The following is an 18,871-nucleotide window of genomic DNA, read 5'->3' on the forward strand; positions in this document are numbered from 1 at the left end:
AACGACCAGGATATGAACCACTCCAAGCTCACTACCGCCAGCCCACGGTTGCCCTCTGCCGGCATCGGCGACAAGATCCGTGGCGCCTTCGCCGTCGGCAAGACCCGCTGGGGCATGCTCGCCCTGGTGTTCTTCGCCACCACCCTGAACTACATCGACCGCGCCGCGCTCGGCATCATGCAGCCGGAGCTGGCCAAGGCCATGAGCTGGACGGCGATGGACTACGCCAACATCAACTTCTGGTTCCAGGTCGGCTACGCGGTCGGCTTCGTGCTGCAGGGCCGGCTGATCGACAAGGTCGGCGTCAAGCGCGCCTTCTTCGCCGCCGTGCTGCTGTGGAGCCTGGCCACCGGCGCCCACGGCCTGGCCACCTCGGCTGCCGGCTTCATGGTCTGCCGCTTCATCCTCGGCCTGACCGAAGCGGCCAACTATCCGGCCTGCGTGAAGACCGTGCGCCTTTGGTTCCCTGCCGGCGAGCGGGCCATCGCCACCGGCCTGTTCAACGCCGGCACCAACGTCGGCGCCATGATCACCCCGGCCCTGCTGCCGCTGATTCTCACTGTCTGGGGCTGGCAGGCGGCGTTCATCGCCATGGGCTGCCTGGGACTGGTCTGGCTGGTGTTCTGGGGCCTTAAGTACTTCAACCCGGAAGAGCACCCGCAAGTACGCCAGAGCGAGCTCGACTACATCCAGCAGGACGCCGAGCCTGAGGTGGCGCGCCTGCCCTTCAGCCGCATCCTCGGCATGCGCGGCACCTGGGCCTTCGCCGTGGCCTACGCGATCACCGCGCCGGTGTTCTGGTTCTACCTGTACTGGCTGCCGCCGTTCCTCAACCAGCAGTACAACCTGGGCATCAGCGTGACCCAGATGGGCATCCCGCTGATGCTGATCTGGCTGACCGCGGACTTTGGCAGCATCGGTGGCGGCATCCTCTCCTCGTGGCTGATCGGCCGCGGCGTGCGCGCCACCACCGCGCGCCTGGTATCGATGCTGATTTTCGCCTGCACCATGGTCAGCGTGACCTTCGCCGCCCATGCCAGCGGGCTGTGGATCGCAGTGCTGGCCATCGCCTTGGCGGTCGGTGCACACCAGGCCTGGACGGCGAATATCTGGAGCCTGGTGATGGACTACACGCCCAAGCACCTGATCAGCACGGTATTCGGATTCGCCAGCATGTGCGCGGCGATTGGCGGGATGTTCATGACGCAGATCGTCGGCAGCGTGCTGATGGCGACGAACAACAACTATGCCGTGCTGTTCACCATGATCCCGGCCATGTACTTCCTGGCGCTGATCTGGATGTACTTCATGGCGCCGCGCAAGCTCGAGAGCCAATAAAGCCGGATTCCAGTTACCTCGATGGGGCCCTGACGGGCCCCTTTTTTCATGGGTGTCCGGGGGGGGCTGCACTGGCCTCATCGCCGGCGGCCGGCGCTTACAGGTAAACCACCGGCCCCGAGCGCTGTGGGGCGACAGCAGCCATTCGCGACCGTCCGCTTACGACCCATAGCGGCCAGTTCCTATGACAGCCTCAGACGAAGACTGCAGGCTGGGATAGCCACTATTGATCCAGGCGTATTTTCTCCAGCTCCGCTAAAGCGATCAGCAGTTCGGCAACAGACTGTGGCTTATGGAGATTGACGCCAGTTTGACGCGCCACCAGCTCAATTACAGCATCACGAGGCAATCCTATTTTTTGAGCTACCAGCAGGGCGCATGAGCGCGCATGTGACGCACGGTGCGGGAGTGGCTCGGTTTCATCCAGCAGCTTTTTCTTATGCGAATTGAAGGACATTCTTTTACCAGAGTATTACTCGTCAACCTTGCTGCCAACGCTACTGCTTCGTCATAGATTGCTCAAGGGCTGCTATGGGTCGAAAGCAGCCGGTCGCGACTAACCACCGTCGACCCACATCGGGCACTCAGCAACAGATTATGCGAGGGTGATCTTTTCACTGTGGTTCCAATTCTGACCATAAGCCACTTCGGCCTATACGGGCCATTAACGTCCCATAGTCTTCAAATTGATGGGTGTTAACCTCAGCCCGGCTCGTCCATGTAGCTTCACATTCTTCGCAGATCCACAGGGGAATTTGTGTAGCGCGGACAAGCATTGCTTGAACGTAACCTTGATCGCACCTTTGGCATTCGATCAGCATGTAAAAAATCTCTGATAGGACGTCGGAATAGTCTAAATCCTTTTGACCGCAAGCAGACGGCTAGGGCCGTCCACTATGGGTCGAGAGCCGCCGGTCGTGGATGGCTTCTTTCGACCCATTGAGGACACTCGGAGGGGCGCGAGCAGATCAGACCGACTCTATGGTCGGCGTGAGGAGAAGCTTACCTAAGCACTAGGCAAGCAAAGGGCGCAGGAAGCTTCTCTCGTAGCTCACGATGAACTTCAATTCGGACGCTTCCTCAACCAAACGCACGCATTCAGGATCAATTGCGGCTTCTTGCCGATACCGTTCGTAGTCGGCAAGGCTGGAGAAACTAAAGAGGCAATACGCGACGTTATTTGCCCCTTCAGCCGGGAGGAAGTAGCCGTGATGCTGTCCACCCATCCGGGTGACTACTGGAATCCAAGAGCGGGAGTAGCGTTCAAAGGCATCGATCTGATAGGGATCGATGATGTACCGGACATGGCAGGTGATCATGAAATCGTTCCTTGATATGGGATTCTCATTCTAAGAGGGGCCGATGGCTGGTCAAGAGCAATCGCAACCGCCTCGGTGCGGATGTGGTTCTTGAATCTGCTTGGTTTGGTAAACACCTCGGACGGCTGCAAAGGGTCGGAAGCGGCCGTAACCGGCAGTCCTCTTTCCGGTCAGTCGCTCTGAGTCTGAATGCCAGCTGGTGCATACCAGGGCGCAGCGGAATCGACATGTACGTGTTTATGCTTCTTCGGCAGGAACGGCGTATCAAGGGTGCCCAGCGCTATGGAAATCCAATCGGTATATTCACCTTTAGAACGTGACCAGAATAAGGTTGAGCCGCACTCCATACAAAATTCGCGCGCTACCGTCGGCGAAGAAGCATAGGTCTTGATGTAATTGGCGCCGCGGAGCACGCGCAGCTTGCTGCGCTGAATGCTTCCGTAGGATCCGAATGCGGCTCCATGACCTTTGCGGCACTGGCTGCAATGGCAATGACTCACTGCCTGGGGCGGGTCGACTAGCTCGAAACTGACTGCTGAGCACAAGCAGCTTCCTCGGTATGGCTTTGTCATTGTTGCTTCCGTGCAAATGACGCCAGCGTAACTGCTCCCGATGAGCTGGTCGAGCGGTTCTAAGACAACCGTCATAACGACCGCTTCGGGTCGATAGCAGTCATTTGTGATCGGCATCCTGGATATCAATTCGGGGCGAGCGCGGCTTCCACAGGTACAGCGCACGCCTGGTAACGGGTGAAAATCCTGTGAGAGCCGGCTCGCCGTCGATCAGGTAGCTCGCGCCATGAGCTCAAACTGTGGCGAGTACCGCCTTGGCCTTCTCCAGTGCCATGCGCGCACGCTGCTCACCACTGATGCCCTGTTCCATCAGCTGCCGGGTGGGGATCTCCAGGCTCAACGGTACGGTTGCCGGCAAACCACGCAACAGCCCCACCAGGTCGGCATCGCCTTCCCCCGGGAAGCGCCGTTCGTTGCGCGCCTGGCGCAGGATCTCGTCCATGTCCGCCGGCACCGGGCCGGCGACGTCGCACAGCTGGGCATAGCGCATGCACTGCGCCGGCAGCTGCGCCAGGTCGTCCAGCGAGGAGCGCGAGCGGTTGAAGTGGAAGGCGTCGACCAGCACGCAGCCATTGGCCCGGTCGGCGTTGGCCACCACGCGCATGGCCTGGCGCAGGTCGCGCACGTCGGTCCAGGGCATGAACTCCAGGTGCGGGTGGATGCCATAGCCGGCGGCCAGGTCGCACAGTGCGGCGAAATTTGCGGTGAGGCGCGCTTCGTCCGGGTCGTTGCCAGCCACCAGCAACTCGCTGCCACCCAGCTCGGCACCGACAGCCAGTATCGCTTCGAAATCGGCCACACAGGTGTCGGCCTTGAGCCGCAGGATTTCCAGGTCGAGCACCTTGATACCGGTGTCGCGCAGGCGCGCCTGGGTTTGCCGGCGCAGCTCGGCGTCCGCCACCAGTGGGAAGTGCTGTTCCTGCTCGGTGGCCGGCACAAGGCGCAGGCCCACATGGCTGTAACCGGCACGGGCGGCGGCTTCCACCATTTTTGGCGGGGAAAGTTCGAGCACCGTCAGGGCAGCCAGGGAAAAGATTCGGTCGGTCATGTCATTTACCTAAGGACGAAAAAATCAGGCGATGAGCGCTGGCGCGCAGGCCCGGCCCGTTTCGGCGGCTTGGCGGATCGCTTCGACAAGGGCCAGGGTACGGCCACCGTCGGCGGCATCGATCAACGGCGCTTCAGTGCCCTGGGCGACGCGAATGAAGTGCTGCAGTTGCAAGGTCAGCGCCTCGCCTGCGGGGATGGCCTCCTCGCTCTGCAACAGCGGTGTGTGCCAGCCAGAACCCGCCTCGGCGTAATGCCAGCGTTTGAGCTGTGGGATGCTCAGCGCACCCTGGGTGCCGGCCAGCAGGTAGCAGGGCTGGCCATCCTGGCGCGGGTAGATCGGGCTTTCGCCGGAGTCCAACTCCCAGCTCCACGGCGCGGCCACCGCGTCGGAGCCGGTCAGGCTGCCCAGCGCACCGTTGGCGAACTGCAGCAGCACCGCCGCGCTGTCTTCATTGGCGAAGCCGCGCACGTCGTTGCGGGTGAAGGCCTGCACCTGCACCACCTCGCCACACAGGTGGCGCAGCAGGTCGAGGTCGTGGATCAGGTTGGTGAGCAGAAAACCCGCCCCCGGCTCGCGGCGCCAGGGTGTTTCGAAGTAGCTGTCGGGCTTTTGCAGCTGCCACAGCGCGGTGACATTGATCAGCCGGCCCAGCTTGCCTTCGCCAATCACCTGATGGGCCTTGGCGATCAGCGGGTTGTGCCGCCGGTGATGGCCGACCAGCACGGGCACGCCGTGGCGGCGCGAGGCCTCGACCAGGGCACGGACTTCATCGAGGTGCACCCCCACCGGTTTTTCCACCAGCACCGGTACACCGGCCTCGACGCAATCCAGAGCGCAAGCCACGTGCAGGTTGTTAGGGTTGGCGACGATCACCGCATCGGGCCGCGCCTGCTCAAGCATCTGCCGGTGATCGGCGAAGCAGGCAACCCCGCACTCGGCAGCGAAAGCTTCAGCCTGTGGGCCTGGGTCTGCCACCGCGCACAGCTGGGCTTGCGGCAGCCGGCGCAGGTGCTGGTAATGCTGGCGGCCCATGATGCCGGCGCCGATCAGGGCGATTCGTAGGGGTGAGTTCAACGCACTGTCCTCTTGTCGTTATTGTGGCGCCGATTGTGAAACCAGATTCCAGAATCGACACTGCACAATGTAGAACCAAGTTCAGCTTTTCAGAACGACCTACCCCACAGACTGTGCGATTACCGACCAGAAATGCACATCAGGCGAACAATTCGCTTGCCCGGCTGGCCGCCGACAGCTCTTCTGCCGCTGCCAGCAGCAGCGGCGCCAGCTCGGCCAGGCGGGTTTGCGCCAGGCGGGCGCTGGGGCCGGCAATACTGAGCACGCCAATCACCTCGTCGCTCTGCGGGCGGCGCACCACGGCGGCCAGGGCTGAAGTGCCGATGGCCGAGGTCTGCTCGACCCAGGCATAACCGCGCTCACGGGCGCGCTGCAGGTAGGCCAGCAAGTCATCGGTCGAGCGCGGCGCATTGGGGCCGAACTGGGCGGGGTCGGCAATGCCTTGGCGCAACACCATCTGCAGCGCGTCTTCATCGTTCAGGCTGGCCAGCCAGGCATGCCCGGAAGCGGTGTAGAACAGCGGCGCGTCACGCCCCATGTCGGGGTCGTAGCGCAGCCCGGAACGGGCACCCTGGGACTTGGCGATCCAAGTCTGGCGGTTGCCTTCGATCACGCCAAGGCGCACCAGCTCGCCGCTGTCCTGGGCCAGGCGGTCGAGGATCGGCTGGATGATGTCGGCGCCGCTGCTCGAGAGGTAACGAAAGCTCATCGCCACCAGCTTGGCGGACAGCTGATAGCGGCTGTTGTCGCGGTTCTGCCGCACGTAACCCAGGCGCACCAGCTCGGTGAGCATGCGGTGGGTGGCGCTTTTGGGAATGTCCAGGCGCTCGGCCAGGGTTTGCAGCGGCAAGCCGTGCGGCTCGCCGGTGAGGCTTTCAACAAGACTGAAGGCGCGTTCGATCTGACTACCAGCCATGACGGGGATCCCTGAAAATTTGCCGAATTCTAGAAGATGATTCCATGCCGTCGATAGGCGTCGAGAGCCTCAGGCACTGAAGTGTCCGGTAATCGACCAGAAGTTGGCGCCTGGCCTTGCAGTGCCAGCCACATGAAAAGAATATTGTGGAATCAGGTTCCAATAATAATGCAGGAGATACCGCAATGCCCGCCGAACCCTTCCCAAGCGACTGCGACGTACTGGTCATCGGCTCTGGCGCAGCCGGGCTGGCAGCAGCAGTCACGACCGCCTGGCACGGGCAGAAGGTCATCCTGGTAGAGAAGGACCCGGTTCTTGGCGGTGCCACCGCCTGGTCCGGGGGCTGGGCCTGGGTGCCACGCAACCCTTTGGCCCGGCGTGCCGGCATCAGCGAGGATATCGAACAGCCGCGTACCTACCTGCGCAACGAACTGGGCGCCCATTACAACGCCGAGCGCGTTGATGCCTTCCTCGAAGCCTGCCCGCACATGGTGGCTTTTTTCGAGCAACACACCACGCTGCAGTTCGCCGACGGCAACGGCATCCCCGACATGCACGGCGACACACCCGGCGCCGCCCTCGGCGGCCATCAGGTGATTGCCGCGCCGTACGATGCGCGCCAGCTCGGCGCGCTGCTGCCGCGCCTGCGCAAGACCATGCGCGAGACCTCGTTCATGGGCATGCCGATCATGGCCGGTGCCGACCTGGCCGCCTTCCTCAACATGACCCGCTCGCCCCGCGCCTTGCTGCACGTGTGCAAACGCTTCATCCGCCATCTCTACCACCTGGCCCGCCATGGCCGGGCGATGCACCTGGTCAACGGGGTGGCGCTGGTGGCGCGGCTGGCGAAGTCGGCTGACGATTTGGGTGTGCGGATGATCGAGTCGACGGCGGCCAAGGGCTTGCTGATGGAAGACGGCAAGGTGCTGGGGGCGGTGGTCTCGACCGCCCAAGGCGAACGGACGATCCGCGCCAGGGCCGTGGTGCTGGCCGCAGGCGGCTTCCCCAACGACCCGGCCCGGCGCCGGCAGCTGTTCCCCCGCGATGCCAGCGGCCACGACAACCTCGCCCTGCCCCCGCCGTCGTGCTCCGGCGACGGCTTGCGCCTGGGCGAATCGGCCGGCGGCGTGGTGGCCACCGACCTGAAGTCGCCGGTGGCCTGGGCGCCCGTGTCGAAGGTGCCACACCGCGACGGCAGCGTCGGCCACTTCCCGCACATCATCGAACGCGGCAAGCCGGGCATCATCGGCGTGCTGGCCAACGGCAAGCGCTTCGTCAACGAAGCGCACGGCTATTACGACTATGTATCGGCCATGGTCGCCGCCGTACCGCAGGGCCAAGACGTCTGCTCATGGCTGGTCTGCGACCACCGCTTCCTGCGCCGCTTCGGCCTCGGCCATGCGCGCCCGGCGCCCCTGCCGATCGGGCCACACCTGCGCAGCGGCTACCTGAAGCGCGGCACCACCCTGGAACACCTGGCCCAGGCGTGCGGCATCGACCCCGTGGGGCTGAGCGCCACGGTCGCTGAATTCAACCTGCACGCACGCCAAGGCCAGGACCCTGCCTTCGGCCGCGGCTCGACAGCGTTCAACCGCAAACAGGGCGACCCGCTGCACAAGGGCCCCAACCCCTGCGTGGCGCCAATTGAGCAAGGCCCGTTCTATGCCGTGAAGGTGCAGCCCGGCTGCTTCGGCACCTTCGCCGGCCTGCGCACCGACGGCCACGCCCGCGTGCTGAACGACGCCGGCCAGCCGATCAGCGGCCTGTATGCGGCCGGCACCGACATGGCCAGCGTGTTCGGCGGCTGGTACCCCTCCGGCGGCATCAACCTTGGGCCGGCACTGACCTTCGGCTATGTCGCCGGGCGGCATATCAGCGGCGTAACGGAGTACGAATAGCGCCGGCCGGTGGCGAACCATGGACATTGGCAGGGTTTGCCACTCACACTGACGCCCACCGACCTTACCCGAGGAGGACGACTGCCCTTGAACAAGAACACCGAGCCCTCACGGGGCTGGCTGGCCAGCAAGCTGCTCGCCGACGGCCAGGAACCGGACCCGCGCTTCACCCTGGCCAACGAACGCACCTTCCTGGCCTGGATCAGGACCGCGCTGGCGCTGCTGGCCAGCGGCATCGCCGTGGACATGTTCACCGCCGAGATCTTCAGCCCCGGCACCCGCCGCCTGCTGGCGGTGGCGCTGATCAGCCTGGCCCTGCTGCTGAGCCTGCCGGCCTTCGTGCGCTGGCTGAACGTGGAGCGGGCGATGCGCCAGAAGCGCCCGTTGCCGTTCCCGCTGATCGCCCCGGCGCTGTCGATCGGCGTGTCGCTGGTGATGGCGTTTTTTGCCTACGCGGTGTTCTTCCATGCCTGACCCGCAGCTCGCCCATGCCGATGACGGCTTGCAGCCGGAGCGTACACTGCTGGCCTGGCGCCGGACCATTCTGGCGATGGTGGTGTGCAGTTGCTTCTTCCTGCGCTGGGTGCCACACCACCGCTGGCTGGCCGTAGCGCCGGCAGTGCTGTGCCTGTTGGCTGCCGGCGCTGCCTGGCTGCGGTTGCGCCGCAGCTACCAGCGCCATGTAGTCGGCTTGCAGGCTGAGACCATTGCCTCTGGCGTCACGGTGAATCTGCTGCTGGCGGTGTGCGTAACTGCGCTGTGTGCGGTGGAACTGGCCGCGATCCTGGCCTGGTAGCCAGGCCTAGCCTAGAACTGCCCCAGCCAGTACGTCACGTCCACCTCGTCGATCTGGTCGTCGCGCAGAAAGCGCTCGGCGTATTCCCTGTACACCCCGCTGCTGAGAAACAGCCACAGCAGCTGCCCGTCGATGTGGTTGTCACGGGCCATGAACACCAGGATCTTCACCGACTCGGACAAGCGCTTCGCCGGCTTGTACGGCCGGTCGGCGGCTGTCAGCGCCTCGAAGATATCGGCAATCGCCATCACCCGCTCGGCAACGCTCAGCTGGTCCTTGCCCAGCCGGCGTGGGTAGCCACCGCCGTCCATCTTCTCGTGGTGGTTGCCGGCGATGTCCGGCACACGCCGCAGCTGGCGCGGGAACGGCAGTGCAGTCAGCATGATGATGGTCTGCACGATATGCTCGTTGATCTTGAAGCGCTCTTCATCGTTGAGCGTGCCCCGGCGGATAGCCAGGTTGTACAGCTCGCCATGGTTGCTGGCATTGGCCGGCAGGCGCATGTCGAAGCCCCAGACGTTGCGCGGGTCGCCCTTGACCACCGGCGGCTTGCGCGGCCCCCAGGGCAGCAAGTGTTCGGGGCGGTCGGCCAGCAGCGGCTCATCGACCGGCAAGGCTGCAGGCGCGGCACCGGCAAAGCGCTGCTCCTCATCGCGGGAAATGCCCAGGCGGTTATCGAAATGCCGCTGCCAACGGCGCTGGCCGATGCGCTGCAGGCGCTCGACATCCTCATCCTGCATGAACTCGCCACCGATATTGGCCGTGGCGACGAACGCGAACTCTTCTTGCAGCTCGGCGCGGCACTGCTCCAGCGTGCGCTGCAGTACCGGCCCGGCCTCGCCAGCAGCCAGGCCCTGCCAGTAGGCAAGCTCGGCATCGCGCCAGAGCACCTCGAAGCGCATGCGGATTTCGTGGATGCGGTTGTACAGGGTCTCCAGCTTGGTCGCCTTGTCCACTACATATTCCGGGCTGGTGACCTTGCCGCAATCGTGCAGCCAGGCGGCAATGCGGAACTCGTAGCGCTCGGCCTCGGTCATGCTGAAATCGGCAAAGGGGCCGCTGTCGGCCTGCATGGCCTTGTCCAGCAGCATCTGCGCCAACTGCGGCACGCGCTCGCAGTGGCCACCGGTGTAGGGGCTCTTGGCATCGATGGCGTCGGCCAGCAACTTGATCATCGCGTCCAGCAGGCGTTGCTGGGCTTCGACCAGCTGGCGCGTCTCGATGGCCACGGCGGCGGCGCCGGACAGCTCCTCGACGAAGCGACGGAACGGCTCGCCCACTTCAGCAGGCTCACCCTGCAACTCCAGAACAAGGATGCCGAGCCGTTCATGGCTGCGGTCATTGAGGACCACCGCAAGGCTGCGCCCTCCCAGCGCCATGGCCTGAGTGACCGCCGTCGCCAGGTCGTGGTGCTCGCCGTCGGCGACCTCTATGACCTCGGGGTAGCCCGCACCCCGGCAGGACGCGGCCAGGCGAAGATGGCCATGGCGGTCATCGAACAGGTACACCGCCCCGGCGCCGACCCCGGCAGCCTCCACCAGATGCGTCAGCACGCCATCGAGCATGCGCTCCAGCTGCGTCTCGCGGCTGAGTGTCAGGGTGATCGCCTGGAAACTGCGGATGGTGCCGGACATGCGCCGGAGCACCCGGCTCAGCGCTCGCACTTCGGAAACCCGCGAGTCCACCCCCACTTCGCGGCTGAAATCGAAATCGGCCAGGCCGCGCACCTGCTCGGCCAGCTGGTGCAGTGGGCGGCCGATGCGCTGGCCGAGCAAGCCGCCCAGCAGCAGGAGCACGGCCATCAGCGCAGCGGTCCACAGCAGTTGCTCGAACAGCACCTTGCGCGCCCCCGCCAGCAACTCATGCGCCGGCACCGCGATCAACACTTGAAGGTCCTGCCCGGCCAGGTTGGTCAGCGGCACGCGCATGCCGTACCAGCTTGCGCCGTCGACCTGATAGACCTGTGGCCGCGTACCTTGTGGCAGCCGGCTGTACACCTGTTGCAGGCTGGGGATACCCAGCTCGCCGATTCGCGACAGGCGCACGGCGTCGCCCTCGTGCACGATGACCCGCTGCAGGTCCGGGTACGCGACCACATCGCCCTGGTCGTCGACCACGGCGATCTCGGTACCGGGCGTCATGCGCAGGTCACGGGTTTCGCTGGCCAGGTCGTTGACCGAAACGTCCATGCCGAGCACCGCCGCGCCGTCAACGCTGCGCTGGGCCATGGTCATGCCGATTTCGCGGGTGGTGAAGAAGACGTAGGGGTGGGTCAGCACGGTGCCGGACTGTGCCGATGCATCGACGAACCAGGGGCGCGAACGCGGGTCGTAGTGATAGTCCGGCATTGCCTGGGCCTTGAGCAAGGTCAGCGCCGGGTCATAGAAGCGCCACTCACCCACCATCGCTCCGCCCTCGCCAAGGCTGACACTCTGCACCAGAAAGCGGGTGCCGGGCGGCGCGGCAAAGCGCTCCAGCAACTGCGGGTCGCGCAAGCGGCGCACCAGCAGGAATTCGCCATCGGGGTAGCCGGCATAGGCGGCGCTGAGCATCTTGTTGGCATTCAGGCTTTCGACCAGCTGCGGCAGGCGCTCCAGGCGCTGCGACACGTTGCCGGTAGAAGGGTTGAAGGCCAACAGGCGAATGCTGCTCTGGGCCGGATCGACCAGGCGCCGGGCGCGTTCGTCGATGGTCTTGCCGACCTGCTGCGCGGCATCGCCGGCCGCGGCCACCAGGGCCTGGCTGATGCCGCGGTAGCCCTGCCAGGCCAGGCCGGCGCCGAGCAGCAGCATGCCGAGCATGATGGCCAGGGCCACCAGCCATTGCAGGGAGATTGCGCGTGCGGGTTTGCTCATGGCTGCCCGCTCCATGAACGCCCGATGCCCACCCTGTTCGCCCACAGGCGACCTGCCGATTCGGCAGCACGACCCAGCAACATGCAAACCATCCACGGCATTCCTTATGTGGCGACTTCAACAGTGTAATCAGTCGAGACGAACATGCCGGGCGGAGGGAGCACGCTGGCAGCTCAGCTGTCCGGATAGTGGCACGGCGACATTATTGAATTCAATAATCGGGCATGCCGGCTTGGCCTCTTGGTAGGAGCGACCTTGTGTCGCGCTGCGGCTGCGCGTCGTCCCGAGCAATCGTAGATGAAGGAGAAAATCCTGAAGCCAAACCAAACAAACAGATTGATTTCAATCCATCTCTCAGTCGAACTCTGAGACTTTAAACCTGCCCTCTCAATTAATAGAAAATTTACTATTCGGGTAACTTTTCCTACAACATTTTAGGAAGTCGAAATTTCCAAAACGAAGTGATTCCTCGCTAGCCTTCCTTTGCCAGCTTAATTTCAACGGCTGACTTCGAATACTAAATCAGAATCGCAGTTCTAAGCGCCGCCAGCTGTTAGACGAGGACTTCCCATGGGTTTCTCTCAAGACATTGCCAACCTGATCACCGAAACAGACTTCCTGCTTACTCCCTGCAAAGCCTGCCAGCGCCAGGGCCTGCCGATCCTCCCCCTGCGCCGCGCCGTGGTCCCCGATACCCGCCCCGGCAGCGACCCCGCCACGCAAACCCGGATGGGTCTGCGCACCTTGCGCAGCGGCTACCTCTATGTGCTGCTCGACCAGCGTATCTGGCATGCCTACGAAGTCACCGCGCAAGGCCACCTGCGCCGCTTCAATCCCTACGAGCCGAACCTGGGACCACCCCCGTCGCTGCCCGAGCGCTGCGTGCATGACGACCACGACATCCCGTCGTCCTTCCTCAATGTCGACACCGACACCTACGGTTCGGCCTGGCTGGCTTTCTCCAGCGATCCCTGGCCGGTCAGCGTGCTGCAAGCCTACGAGAGCGGCCGAGCGCCTGCGCAGCGCTTCGAAGGCCTGGACCTGATCCAGGCGCGCAAGCACCCTGAGCTACTGGGCCTGGCCATGACCCCGGAGAACCTCCAGGTCGATCGCCAGGTATTCGAGTATGCCCAGCAACTGAACGGCCCGTTCGACAGTGCCCATGGCTTCCACAGCCGTTTCCTGCGCAAGACTGCCCTGCGCGGTTACTTGGTCAACGCCATGGCCCGCCACCAGCTGGAAAACGGCGTGCTGGCGGTGGTGCTCGACGACACTGTCGGGCTGATTCAGGAGTACAACCACCAGCGCCTGAACTGGGTGATCAAGCGCCAGGCCTGGCGTGAGGACCCGCTGCGCGCCTATCAGCTGCAGACGTCGCAGATCTTGCAAATCATCCGCGCTACCCAGCGTGAGTGGGCGGCGCAGAAAGTACCCATGACGTCCGAGCCACAGACTGGCGACGGGCCGCCGCTGTTCACCGCTCCCGAGGTAGAACGCCAGCGCATAGTCGAAATGCACCAGCGCGAGAGCGATGAAAAACTCGAAGAGCGCTACGACGAGCCACGGCGTGCGGCATTCCATGCCGAATACGACCAAGAGGAAGCTCGCTTTCAGGCCTTCATCGACCGGCATGCCAGCACCTACGCGAACCTTTGCGAAAACGCGGCCTTCGCCCTGATCGAACAGCACGACTACGATGGCCGGGACCGCGAATCGGGCATTGCCTACAGCAAGACCATTGCTGCATGCCTGGCCGGTGGCATCACCGAAGCGCCGCCCACCAATTCTGAGCCAGCCCCGGGCACCAGTGAAACGCTGTGGCTGAAGTGGCTGCAAGACCCGAACAGCCCACCCTACCGCGCTCTGTTACTGCGCGACGGCCCTCTAATGGCGGCACTGCTGCCAAGCTTCTCGCCAACCGAGCCAATCAACTGGAACGACAGCGAAAAGCTCTACAACGCCTTGAGCAAGTTCATCACCAGTGAAGACGCCGGCCTGAAGATGCGAGACTCGCTCAAGCAGGCCATCACCGAACTGCAGGGTGCGGTGAATGCCGCCAGCCTGCGCCTGCAGGCGCGGCTCGACCCTGGTATCCAGCACGCCGTGCGGCACCTGAACAGTGCCAGCCAGCGGATTTACAACGGTGTGCACCTAATCGAACTGCAGGTGCAGATGAAGCTAGGCGAGTACTACGCGCTGCAGAGCGCTCACCTGCGTGAACTGCAAAACAGCGCCAGCAAGAAACTGGCCGAAGCGCGGGCGCAGATGATGCCGGACCTCGAAGACGTGAAGGCCGGCATATTCAGGCAAGCAGAAAAAGTCAAACCGATCATCCAGACCGGCCTGCTGAGCTTGGCCGTGCTCGATCCAAAAGTGGCGCACCAGGTAATCCCGGTCAGCGTTTGGGTCGCAGGCACGGCGCATGACCTGCATGAGCGGTTGGCCAGGGAGGTGAAGCTGAACGTCAATCAGCTGAATGATGCGGCGAAGATGGCGCTGGTGGACGTCAAAGTCGCGGCGGGAACACTGGAGTTGGATGCGCGGAAGACGCTGAATGGGATGAAGATCAGCGCGGGCCAAGCATCGCAATTGGTCCGCGACAGCTTCAGCGGGCTACGAAGAACGGGAAGAGGCTGGGAGTTGCTACTTTCGCTGGGTGGGCTCTACTTGATGAACGATAGCCTCGAAAAGAACCTCAAAATAGTGGAGGAAGAAATCGGCCCGAAGTCCAATGAGGCCATGATGGCCCTATATGGATCGAGCCTAGGTCTTCTTGGTGGAGAAATAGAGCTTTTGGGCTTATTGATGCCACACAGAGCGAAAATAGAAAACAGGTTCTCCATTGGTCGTACAGTTGCGAGAACCGGGGCAGCCATCAGCGCCATCACCGGACTCTTTGATTCAATTCAGGCATTGCTCGCAATGAGGCGAAGCAGTACCTCTGGCGACGAAACCTCATACGAATGGTACAGGTACACTTTCATCGCCGGAATACTCAGCACCGTATTCTCAACTGCTGCTGTATTCTACCCGATCATGTTTGGGCCTTTAGGAATCGCGATAGTACTTGGCTTTGTCACGTATACCCTGATGAAAACAGCCACTGAGAGCGAATCAACACCTCTAGAGCGGTGGGCTAGGCGCTGTTATTTCGGCAACGCCAACGAATCCCCACGAATCCACTGGGACTCGCCAAATTATGCGGACATTGCAATCTCCGAATTGAATGCATGCACACTGGGCCTGACAAATGGACTGACATTCGTAACCGTCAAAGCAGAGCATGCAACGAGTCCGAAAATAGGTGGCCTTGTCAACCTGGAAACCAATACAACACTAAAATTCAGAATCATGCTCCCTCAATTCACAGAAGGCACTTCCGGATACCTCTGGGCCTTAATAATCCATCGTTCAGGAGACGGTAACCCACCAGATCATACTGGAGGTGAAGTAATTGCAAGTGAACAATATTTTGTTCCATCCCTGACAACAAGAACCGCCAACCACACTTCCCTAGCACCCTCGAAACGCCCTAGAACCCCGGACTACAAAGCAGACACCATTAAAATAACAAACACCAATCAAAAGCTTCCGCAGCCCCAAGATAATTACAACTTGAAAGTCATCACTGGAACCGTAGAGCTCACTCCTGTCATTGGAAGACACAACATTTTATCCGCCACCCTTGTATCGGCCTACTGGCCAGATCGAAACATTCCGGACGCTGTCGCAGAAGTAAAAATACAGGAGGAAAAACAATGACCCTTCCTCATCGCGGATTTGGCTGGAAATATGACCTACCCGCTCCAAATGCGCCGGCTCTTCTGCAATCAATTTCCGACCAGCTAGACCCACCACCAAATCAAATCAGCCAAAATCATCTGGAAATCCCAAGATCCATACTGAAATTCAGGGGGTACTGGATCGTTATTGGGCCAATTTTGCTTCTACTAGTCACATTAGAAACAACTTTTTCAATATTTAATTACTTCAGTTCATTCCCTAAAATCGACTTGGTTCTTGCGAGCGTAGCACTAGCCACATTCATTGGGTCATTCTTTATAGTTACGCCCTACCTTCGTTTCGAGTTGGAACTGCCACGCGACGAACCTATCCGCTTCAACCGGCACCGCCGAAAAGTCTACTTCTACCAGTACCGAATGGATCGCCTTCACCCGTTCGGCCGCAAGAACTGGGGAGTTAAACCGGTTGCTTACGACTGGGAGAATCTCACTGCCGAAGTTTATCGCTTTTATGCACCTTTGGGGTATGGCGGCTTAAAGGAGGAAGTCCGGATATCTGTCTGCAAGCCTGGAACCGACGAGATAATTGACCGCGTTTTCTTCACTGCAGACATAGAAAAAGGCGAACAGTATTGGAATATAGCAAGATTGTTCATGCAGCAAGGGCCCGACGCGCTCCCTGAGTTCGTCAATCCGCCTTGGGAATGGAATGAGGGCATTCATTCCAACCCTTTTGATCAGCGTGCACCAAAAGTCCAATGGCCCGCTGACATGGACCTAGAATCTCGCACCAAGCCATCCCAGGAAGATCATGCGTAAAACCTACCACATCGGGAACAAACAATGGAAAAGCCTGATCGAGATCTCGGTTGGAAATACGATCTACCTGCCCCCAATACCGAAGCGGCCATTGACCCTAGAGTTAAAAAGCCACCTCACAATTTAACCGACATAAATGAAAACCACCTCGAGTTATCCCGAGCCACCTTAAAACTAAGAGGTGGTTGGATTATCTTAGGCGTCGCGACATCAATTATGACCCTGTACTTTACAATCAGATATTTCAGCCACTTCCCGCTCAAGCTAGATTCAGCAGGACTAAAAGAGCTCTCTTGGTATATTTTCTTTCACGCCTGCATCTTCTGCCTCCTAACTCCTTACATCCGAATGGATCTTGGCTTTCCCAACAATGAACCCATCCGTTTCAACAGACAACGTCGCAAGGTCTATTTCTATCAGTACCGATTCACCCACCTAAACCCATTCGGCAAAAAGAACTGGGGCGTGATACCCGTAGCTTACGACTGGGATGACCTCACCCTCGAGGCGTACCGAGTTTATGCTCCCGGTTACGGTGGGTTCAAGGAGGAAGTGAAGATTTCGATCTGCAAACTCGGCACCGACGAAGTAATCGACCGCGTGTTCTTTACCGACGATATAGAGGAAGGCGAGCAATACTGGGCCATCGTCAGGCTGTACATGCAACAGGGCCCCGAAGCAATTCCCGACTTCCTCCATCCCTCCAGTAACAAGGATGAGACTCCGGGCCCGAACACTGAGGGAAAAATAGCTTTACGTAACCCATTTGACCGCCTGGCCCCCGAGGTCAATTGGCCCGCCGAAATGGACCTGGAATCCCGCACCGCCCCTGCCCAAGCAGAACAACCGTGAAACCAACCACACACATCGGAGGCTGAAAAGGCGGAAATCCTTGGCCTCCCTCCCCCCCACCCGCTAAACTCCCCCGCGGGTGCTAGCTGCAAGGTGCAGTGATGCAGGTTAAAGAACAGTGCAGGTCGGGCCGCCTGCAGGAGTTCTTGCGCCTATGCAAAAAACCCATTTGACCCGCGCCCAGCGCCTGGCCCAACGCGCCTTCGCCAATTTCGAGCGTTTCCTTCATATCGAAGCGGTCAGCGGCATCGTCCTGCTGATCACGGCTGTCGCTGCCCTGATCTGGGCCAACTCCCCGGCCGCCGCCAGCTACGACGCGCTGTGGCACACGCCGGTCAGCTTCGGCATCGGCTCGCTGAGCTTCTCGCAATCCCTGCACTTCTGGATCAACGATGGCCTGATGACCATCTTCTTCCTGGTCGTGGGCATGGAAATCCGCCGCGAAATCCACGAAGGCGCCCTGGCCAGCCTGCGTCAGGCCACCTTGCCCATGGCCGCCGCGGTGGGCGGCGTTGCGGTACCTGCGCTGATCTACCTGGCCTTCGGCCATGCGCCAGCCGAGCAGCAAGGCTGGGCGGTGCCGACCGCTACCGACATCGCCTTCGCGGTGGGCGTGCTGGCCCTGCTGGGCAAGTCGATCCCCTCCAACATCCGCGTGTTCCTGCTGGCCCTGGCGATCATCGATGACATCATCGCCGTGCTGATCATCGCCGTCTTCTACTCCGGTGGCCTCGACTACAGCGGTTTCGGCGTCGCCGCCGTCGGCCTGCTGCTGGTGATCGGGCTGCAGAAGATCGGCGTTGGCTCGGCCTGGGCCTATGTCATCCCTGGTGCCATCACCTGGGTCGGCATGCTGATGACCGGTGCCCACCCGACCCTGGCCGGCGTGATCCTCGGCCTGATGACCCCGGTTGCCGCCATGCCGATCGGCGAGCGCCCGCTGGATGCAGTGTCGCGCTTCACCAACGACCTGCTCGGCCGCGCCAAGGCCCCCGAGCAGGACACCGGCGACCTGAGCGCCCCACTCAAGCGCCTGCGCCTGGCCCAGCGTGAACTGGTGGCCCCGGTGACCCGTGTGGGCGGTGCCCTGCACCCTTGGGTGGCCTACGCGATCATGCCGCTGTTCGCCCTGGCCAACGCCGGCGTCGGCCTGTCGGGCATCGACCTGTCGGCCGAGGGGCCGCACTGGGTGATGACCGCCGTGGCCGTGGCCCTGGTGGCCGGCAAGCCGCTGGGCATCATCAGCGTCAGCTGGCTGATGGTGCGCCTGGGCTGGTGCAGCCTGCCGGCCCAGGTCAACTGGCGCGGCATCACCCTGATCGGCCTGCTGGCTGGCATCGGTTTCACCATGTCGATCTTCATTGCCAACCTGGCCTACAGCGACCCGGCCTCGCTGGGCGCGGCCAAACTCGGCGTGCTGTCTGGCTCGGTGATCGCTGCCGTGCTGGGCCTCGCCTGGGGCGTCACAGGGCTGCGCAAAGGCGCCAGCAAGGCGCCCGTGCAAGCGGGTTGAAACGTACCGGGGCCTGCGGGCCCCGGCATTTTTCTGTATACAAAAATTTCAAACTTTGCTTACATGCATGCCTGTGCGCCTACGACACCGGCCAACGTCGCTGCGTATTGCGCCAGGCATGAGAC

General features: G+C 61.9%; 15 protein-coding genes. 8 read left to right on the forward strand and 7 right to left on the reverse strand.

The genetic code is table 11. From position 1 onward, the window contains the following. Positions 1–12: 12 nt before the first annotated feature. The gene (locus tag CAF78_RS23225; RefSeq protein WP_085679898.1) at positions 13–1,338 is read left to right on the forward strand and encodes an MFS transporter; all 1,326 of its coding nucleotides are present in this window, start codon (positions 13–15) and stop codon (positions 1,336–1,338) included. A gap of 223 nt (positions 1,339–1,561) precedes the next feature. Here the strand turns inward: CAF78_RS23225 and CAF78_RS28320 are convergent, their stop codons facing one another. The 6 genes from CAF78_RS28320 to CAF78_RS23255 form a co-directional block, all read right to left on the reverse strand. Continuing rightward, entirely contained in the window at positions 1,562–1,795 is a 234-nt protein-coding gene (locus tag CAF78_RS28320; RefSeq protein ID WP_143515048.1) for a hypothetical protein, read from the reverse strand. Between the two features lie 556 nt (positions 1,796–2,351). Then, positions 2,352–2,657: an NIPSNAP family protein gene (locus tag CAF78_RS23235; protein ID WP_085679892.1), complete on the reverse strand. Its 306-nt coding sequence runs from the start codon at positions 2,655–2,657 to the stop codon at positions 2,352–2,354. 170 nt (positions 2,658–2,827) lie between these two features. Continuing rightward, on the reverse strand, positions 2,828–3,229 hold the full coding sequence (locus CAF78_RS23240; RefSeq protein WP_085679939.1) for a GFA family protein: 402 nt from the start codon (positions 3,227–3,229) through the stop codon (positions 2,828–2,830). A 232-nt stretch (positions 3,230–3,461) separates the two neighbouring features. Next, complete coding sequence (locus CAF78_RS23245; RefSeq protein ID WP_085679890.1) at positions 3,462–4,277, reverse strand: sugar phosphate isomerase/epimerase; 816 nt, start codon at positions 4,275–4,277, stop codon at positions 3,462–3,464. 24 nt (positions 4,278–4,301) lie between these two features. After that, positions 4,302–5,354 (reverse strand): Gfo/Idh/MocA family protein, encoded by a 1,053-nt coding sequence (locus CAF78_RS23250; RefSeq protein WP_085679886.1) that lies wholly within the window; start codon positions 5,352–5,354, stop codon positions 4,302–4,304. Positions 5,355–5,493: 139 nt separating this feature from the next. Then, positions 5,494–6,270: an IclR family transcriptional regulator gene (locus CAF78_RS23255; RefSeq protein ID WP_085679883.1), complete on the reverse strand. Its 777-nt coding sequence runs from the start codon at positions 6,268–6,270 to the stop codon at positions 5,494–5,496. A gap of 185 nt (positions 6,271–6,455) precedes the next feature. Here CAF78_RS23255 and CAF78_RS23260 point away from each other — a divergent pair, with 185 nt between their 5' ends. From CAF78_RS23260 to CAF78_RS23270, 3 genes are all read left to right on the forward strand, one after another. Next, on the forward strand, positions 6,456–8,168 hold the full coding sequence (locus CAF78_RS23260; protein ID WP_085679880.1) for an FAD-dependent oxidoreductase: 1,713 nt from the start codon (positions 6,456–6,458) through the stop codon (positions 8,166–8,168). Positions 8,169–8,255: 87 nt separating this feature from the next. Then, on the forward strand, positions 8,256–8,642 hold the full coding sequence (locus CAF78_RS23265) for a YidH family protein (protein ID WP_218572263.1): 387 nt from the start codon (positions 8,256–8,258) through the stop codon (positions 8,640–8,642). Continuing rightward, positions 8,635–8,964 (forward strand): DUF202 domain-containing protein, encoded by a 330-nt coding sequence (locus CAF78_RS23270; RefSeq protein WP_085679877.1) that lies wholly within the window; start codon positions 8,635–8,637, stop codon positions 8,962–8,964. Before CAF78_RS23265 ends, CAF78_RS23270 begins: the two co-directional genes overlap by 8 nt. Positions 8,965–8,975: 11 nt before the next feature. Here CAF78_RS23270 and CAF78_RS23275 read toward each other — a convergent pair whose 3' ends face one another. Beyond that, positions 8,976–11,819 (reverse strand): HD domain-containing phosphohydrolase, encoded by a 2,844-nt coding sequence (locus CAF78_RS23275; RefSeq protein ID WP_085679874.1) that lies wholly within the window; start codon positions 11,817–11,819, stop codon positions 8,976–8,978. 570 nt (positions 11,820–12,389) lie between these two features. Between CAF78_RS23275 and CAF78_RS23280 the strand changes: the two genes are divergently transcribed. From CAF78_RS23280 to nhaA, 4 genes are all read left to right on the forward strand, one after another. Beyond that, the gene (locus tag CAF78_RS23280) at positions 12,390–15,581 is read left to right on the forward strand and encodes a T6SS effector BTH_I2691 family protein (protein ID WP_085679871.1); all 3,192 of its coding nucleotides are present in this window, start codon (positions 12,390–12,392) and stop codon (positions 15,579–15,581) included. After that, entirely contained in the window at positions 15,578–16,381 is an 804-nt protein-coding gene (locus CAF78_RS28820; protein ID WP_256573937.1) for a DUF6708 domain-containing protein, read from the forward strand. The genes CAF78_RS23280 and CAF78_RS28820 overlap by 4 nt, the downstream gene beginning before the upstream one ends. 24 nt (positions 16,382–16,405) lie before the next feature. After that, positions 16,406–17,233 carry a DUF6708 domain-containing protein gene (locus tag CAF78_RS28825; RefSeq protein ID WP_256573938.1) on the forward strand — a complete coding sequence of 276 codons (828 nt, stop codon included), beginning with the start codon at positions 16,406–16,408 and terminating at the stop codon, positions 17,231–17,233. A gap of 154 nt (positions 17,234–17,387) precedes the next feature. Next, positions 17,388–18,746: a Na+/H+ antiporter NhaA gene (gene nhaA, locus CAF78_RS23295; protein ID WP_085679975.1), complete on the forward strand. Its 1,359-nt coding sequence runs from the start codon at positions 17,388–17,390 to the stop codon at positions 18,744–18,746. Positions 18,747–18,871 lie beyond the last annotated feature (125 nt).

Source organism: Pseudomonas sp. R28(2017) (assembly GCF_002112505.1).
Taxonomy (GTDB): Bacteria; Pseudomonadota; Gammaproteobacteria; order Pseudomonadales; family Pseudomonadaceae; genus Aquipseudomonas.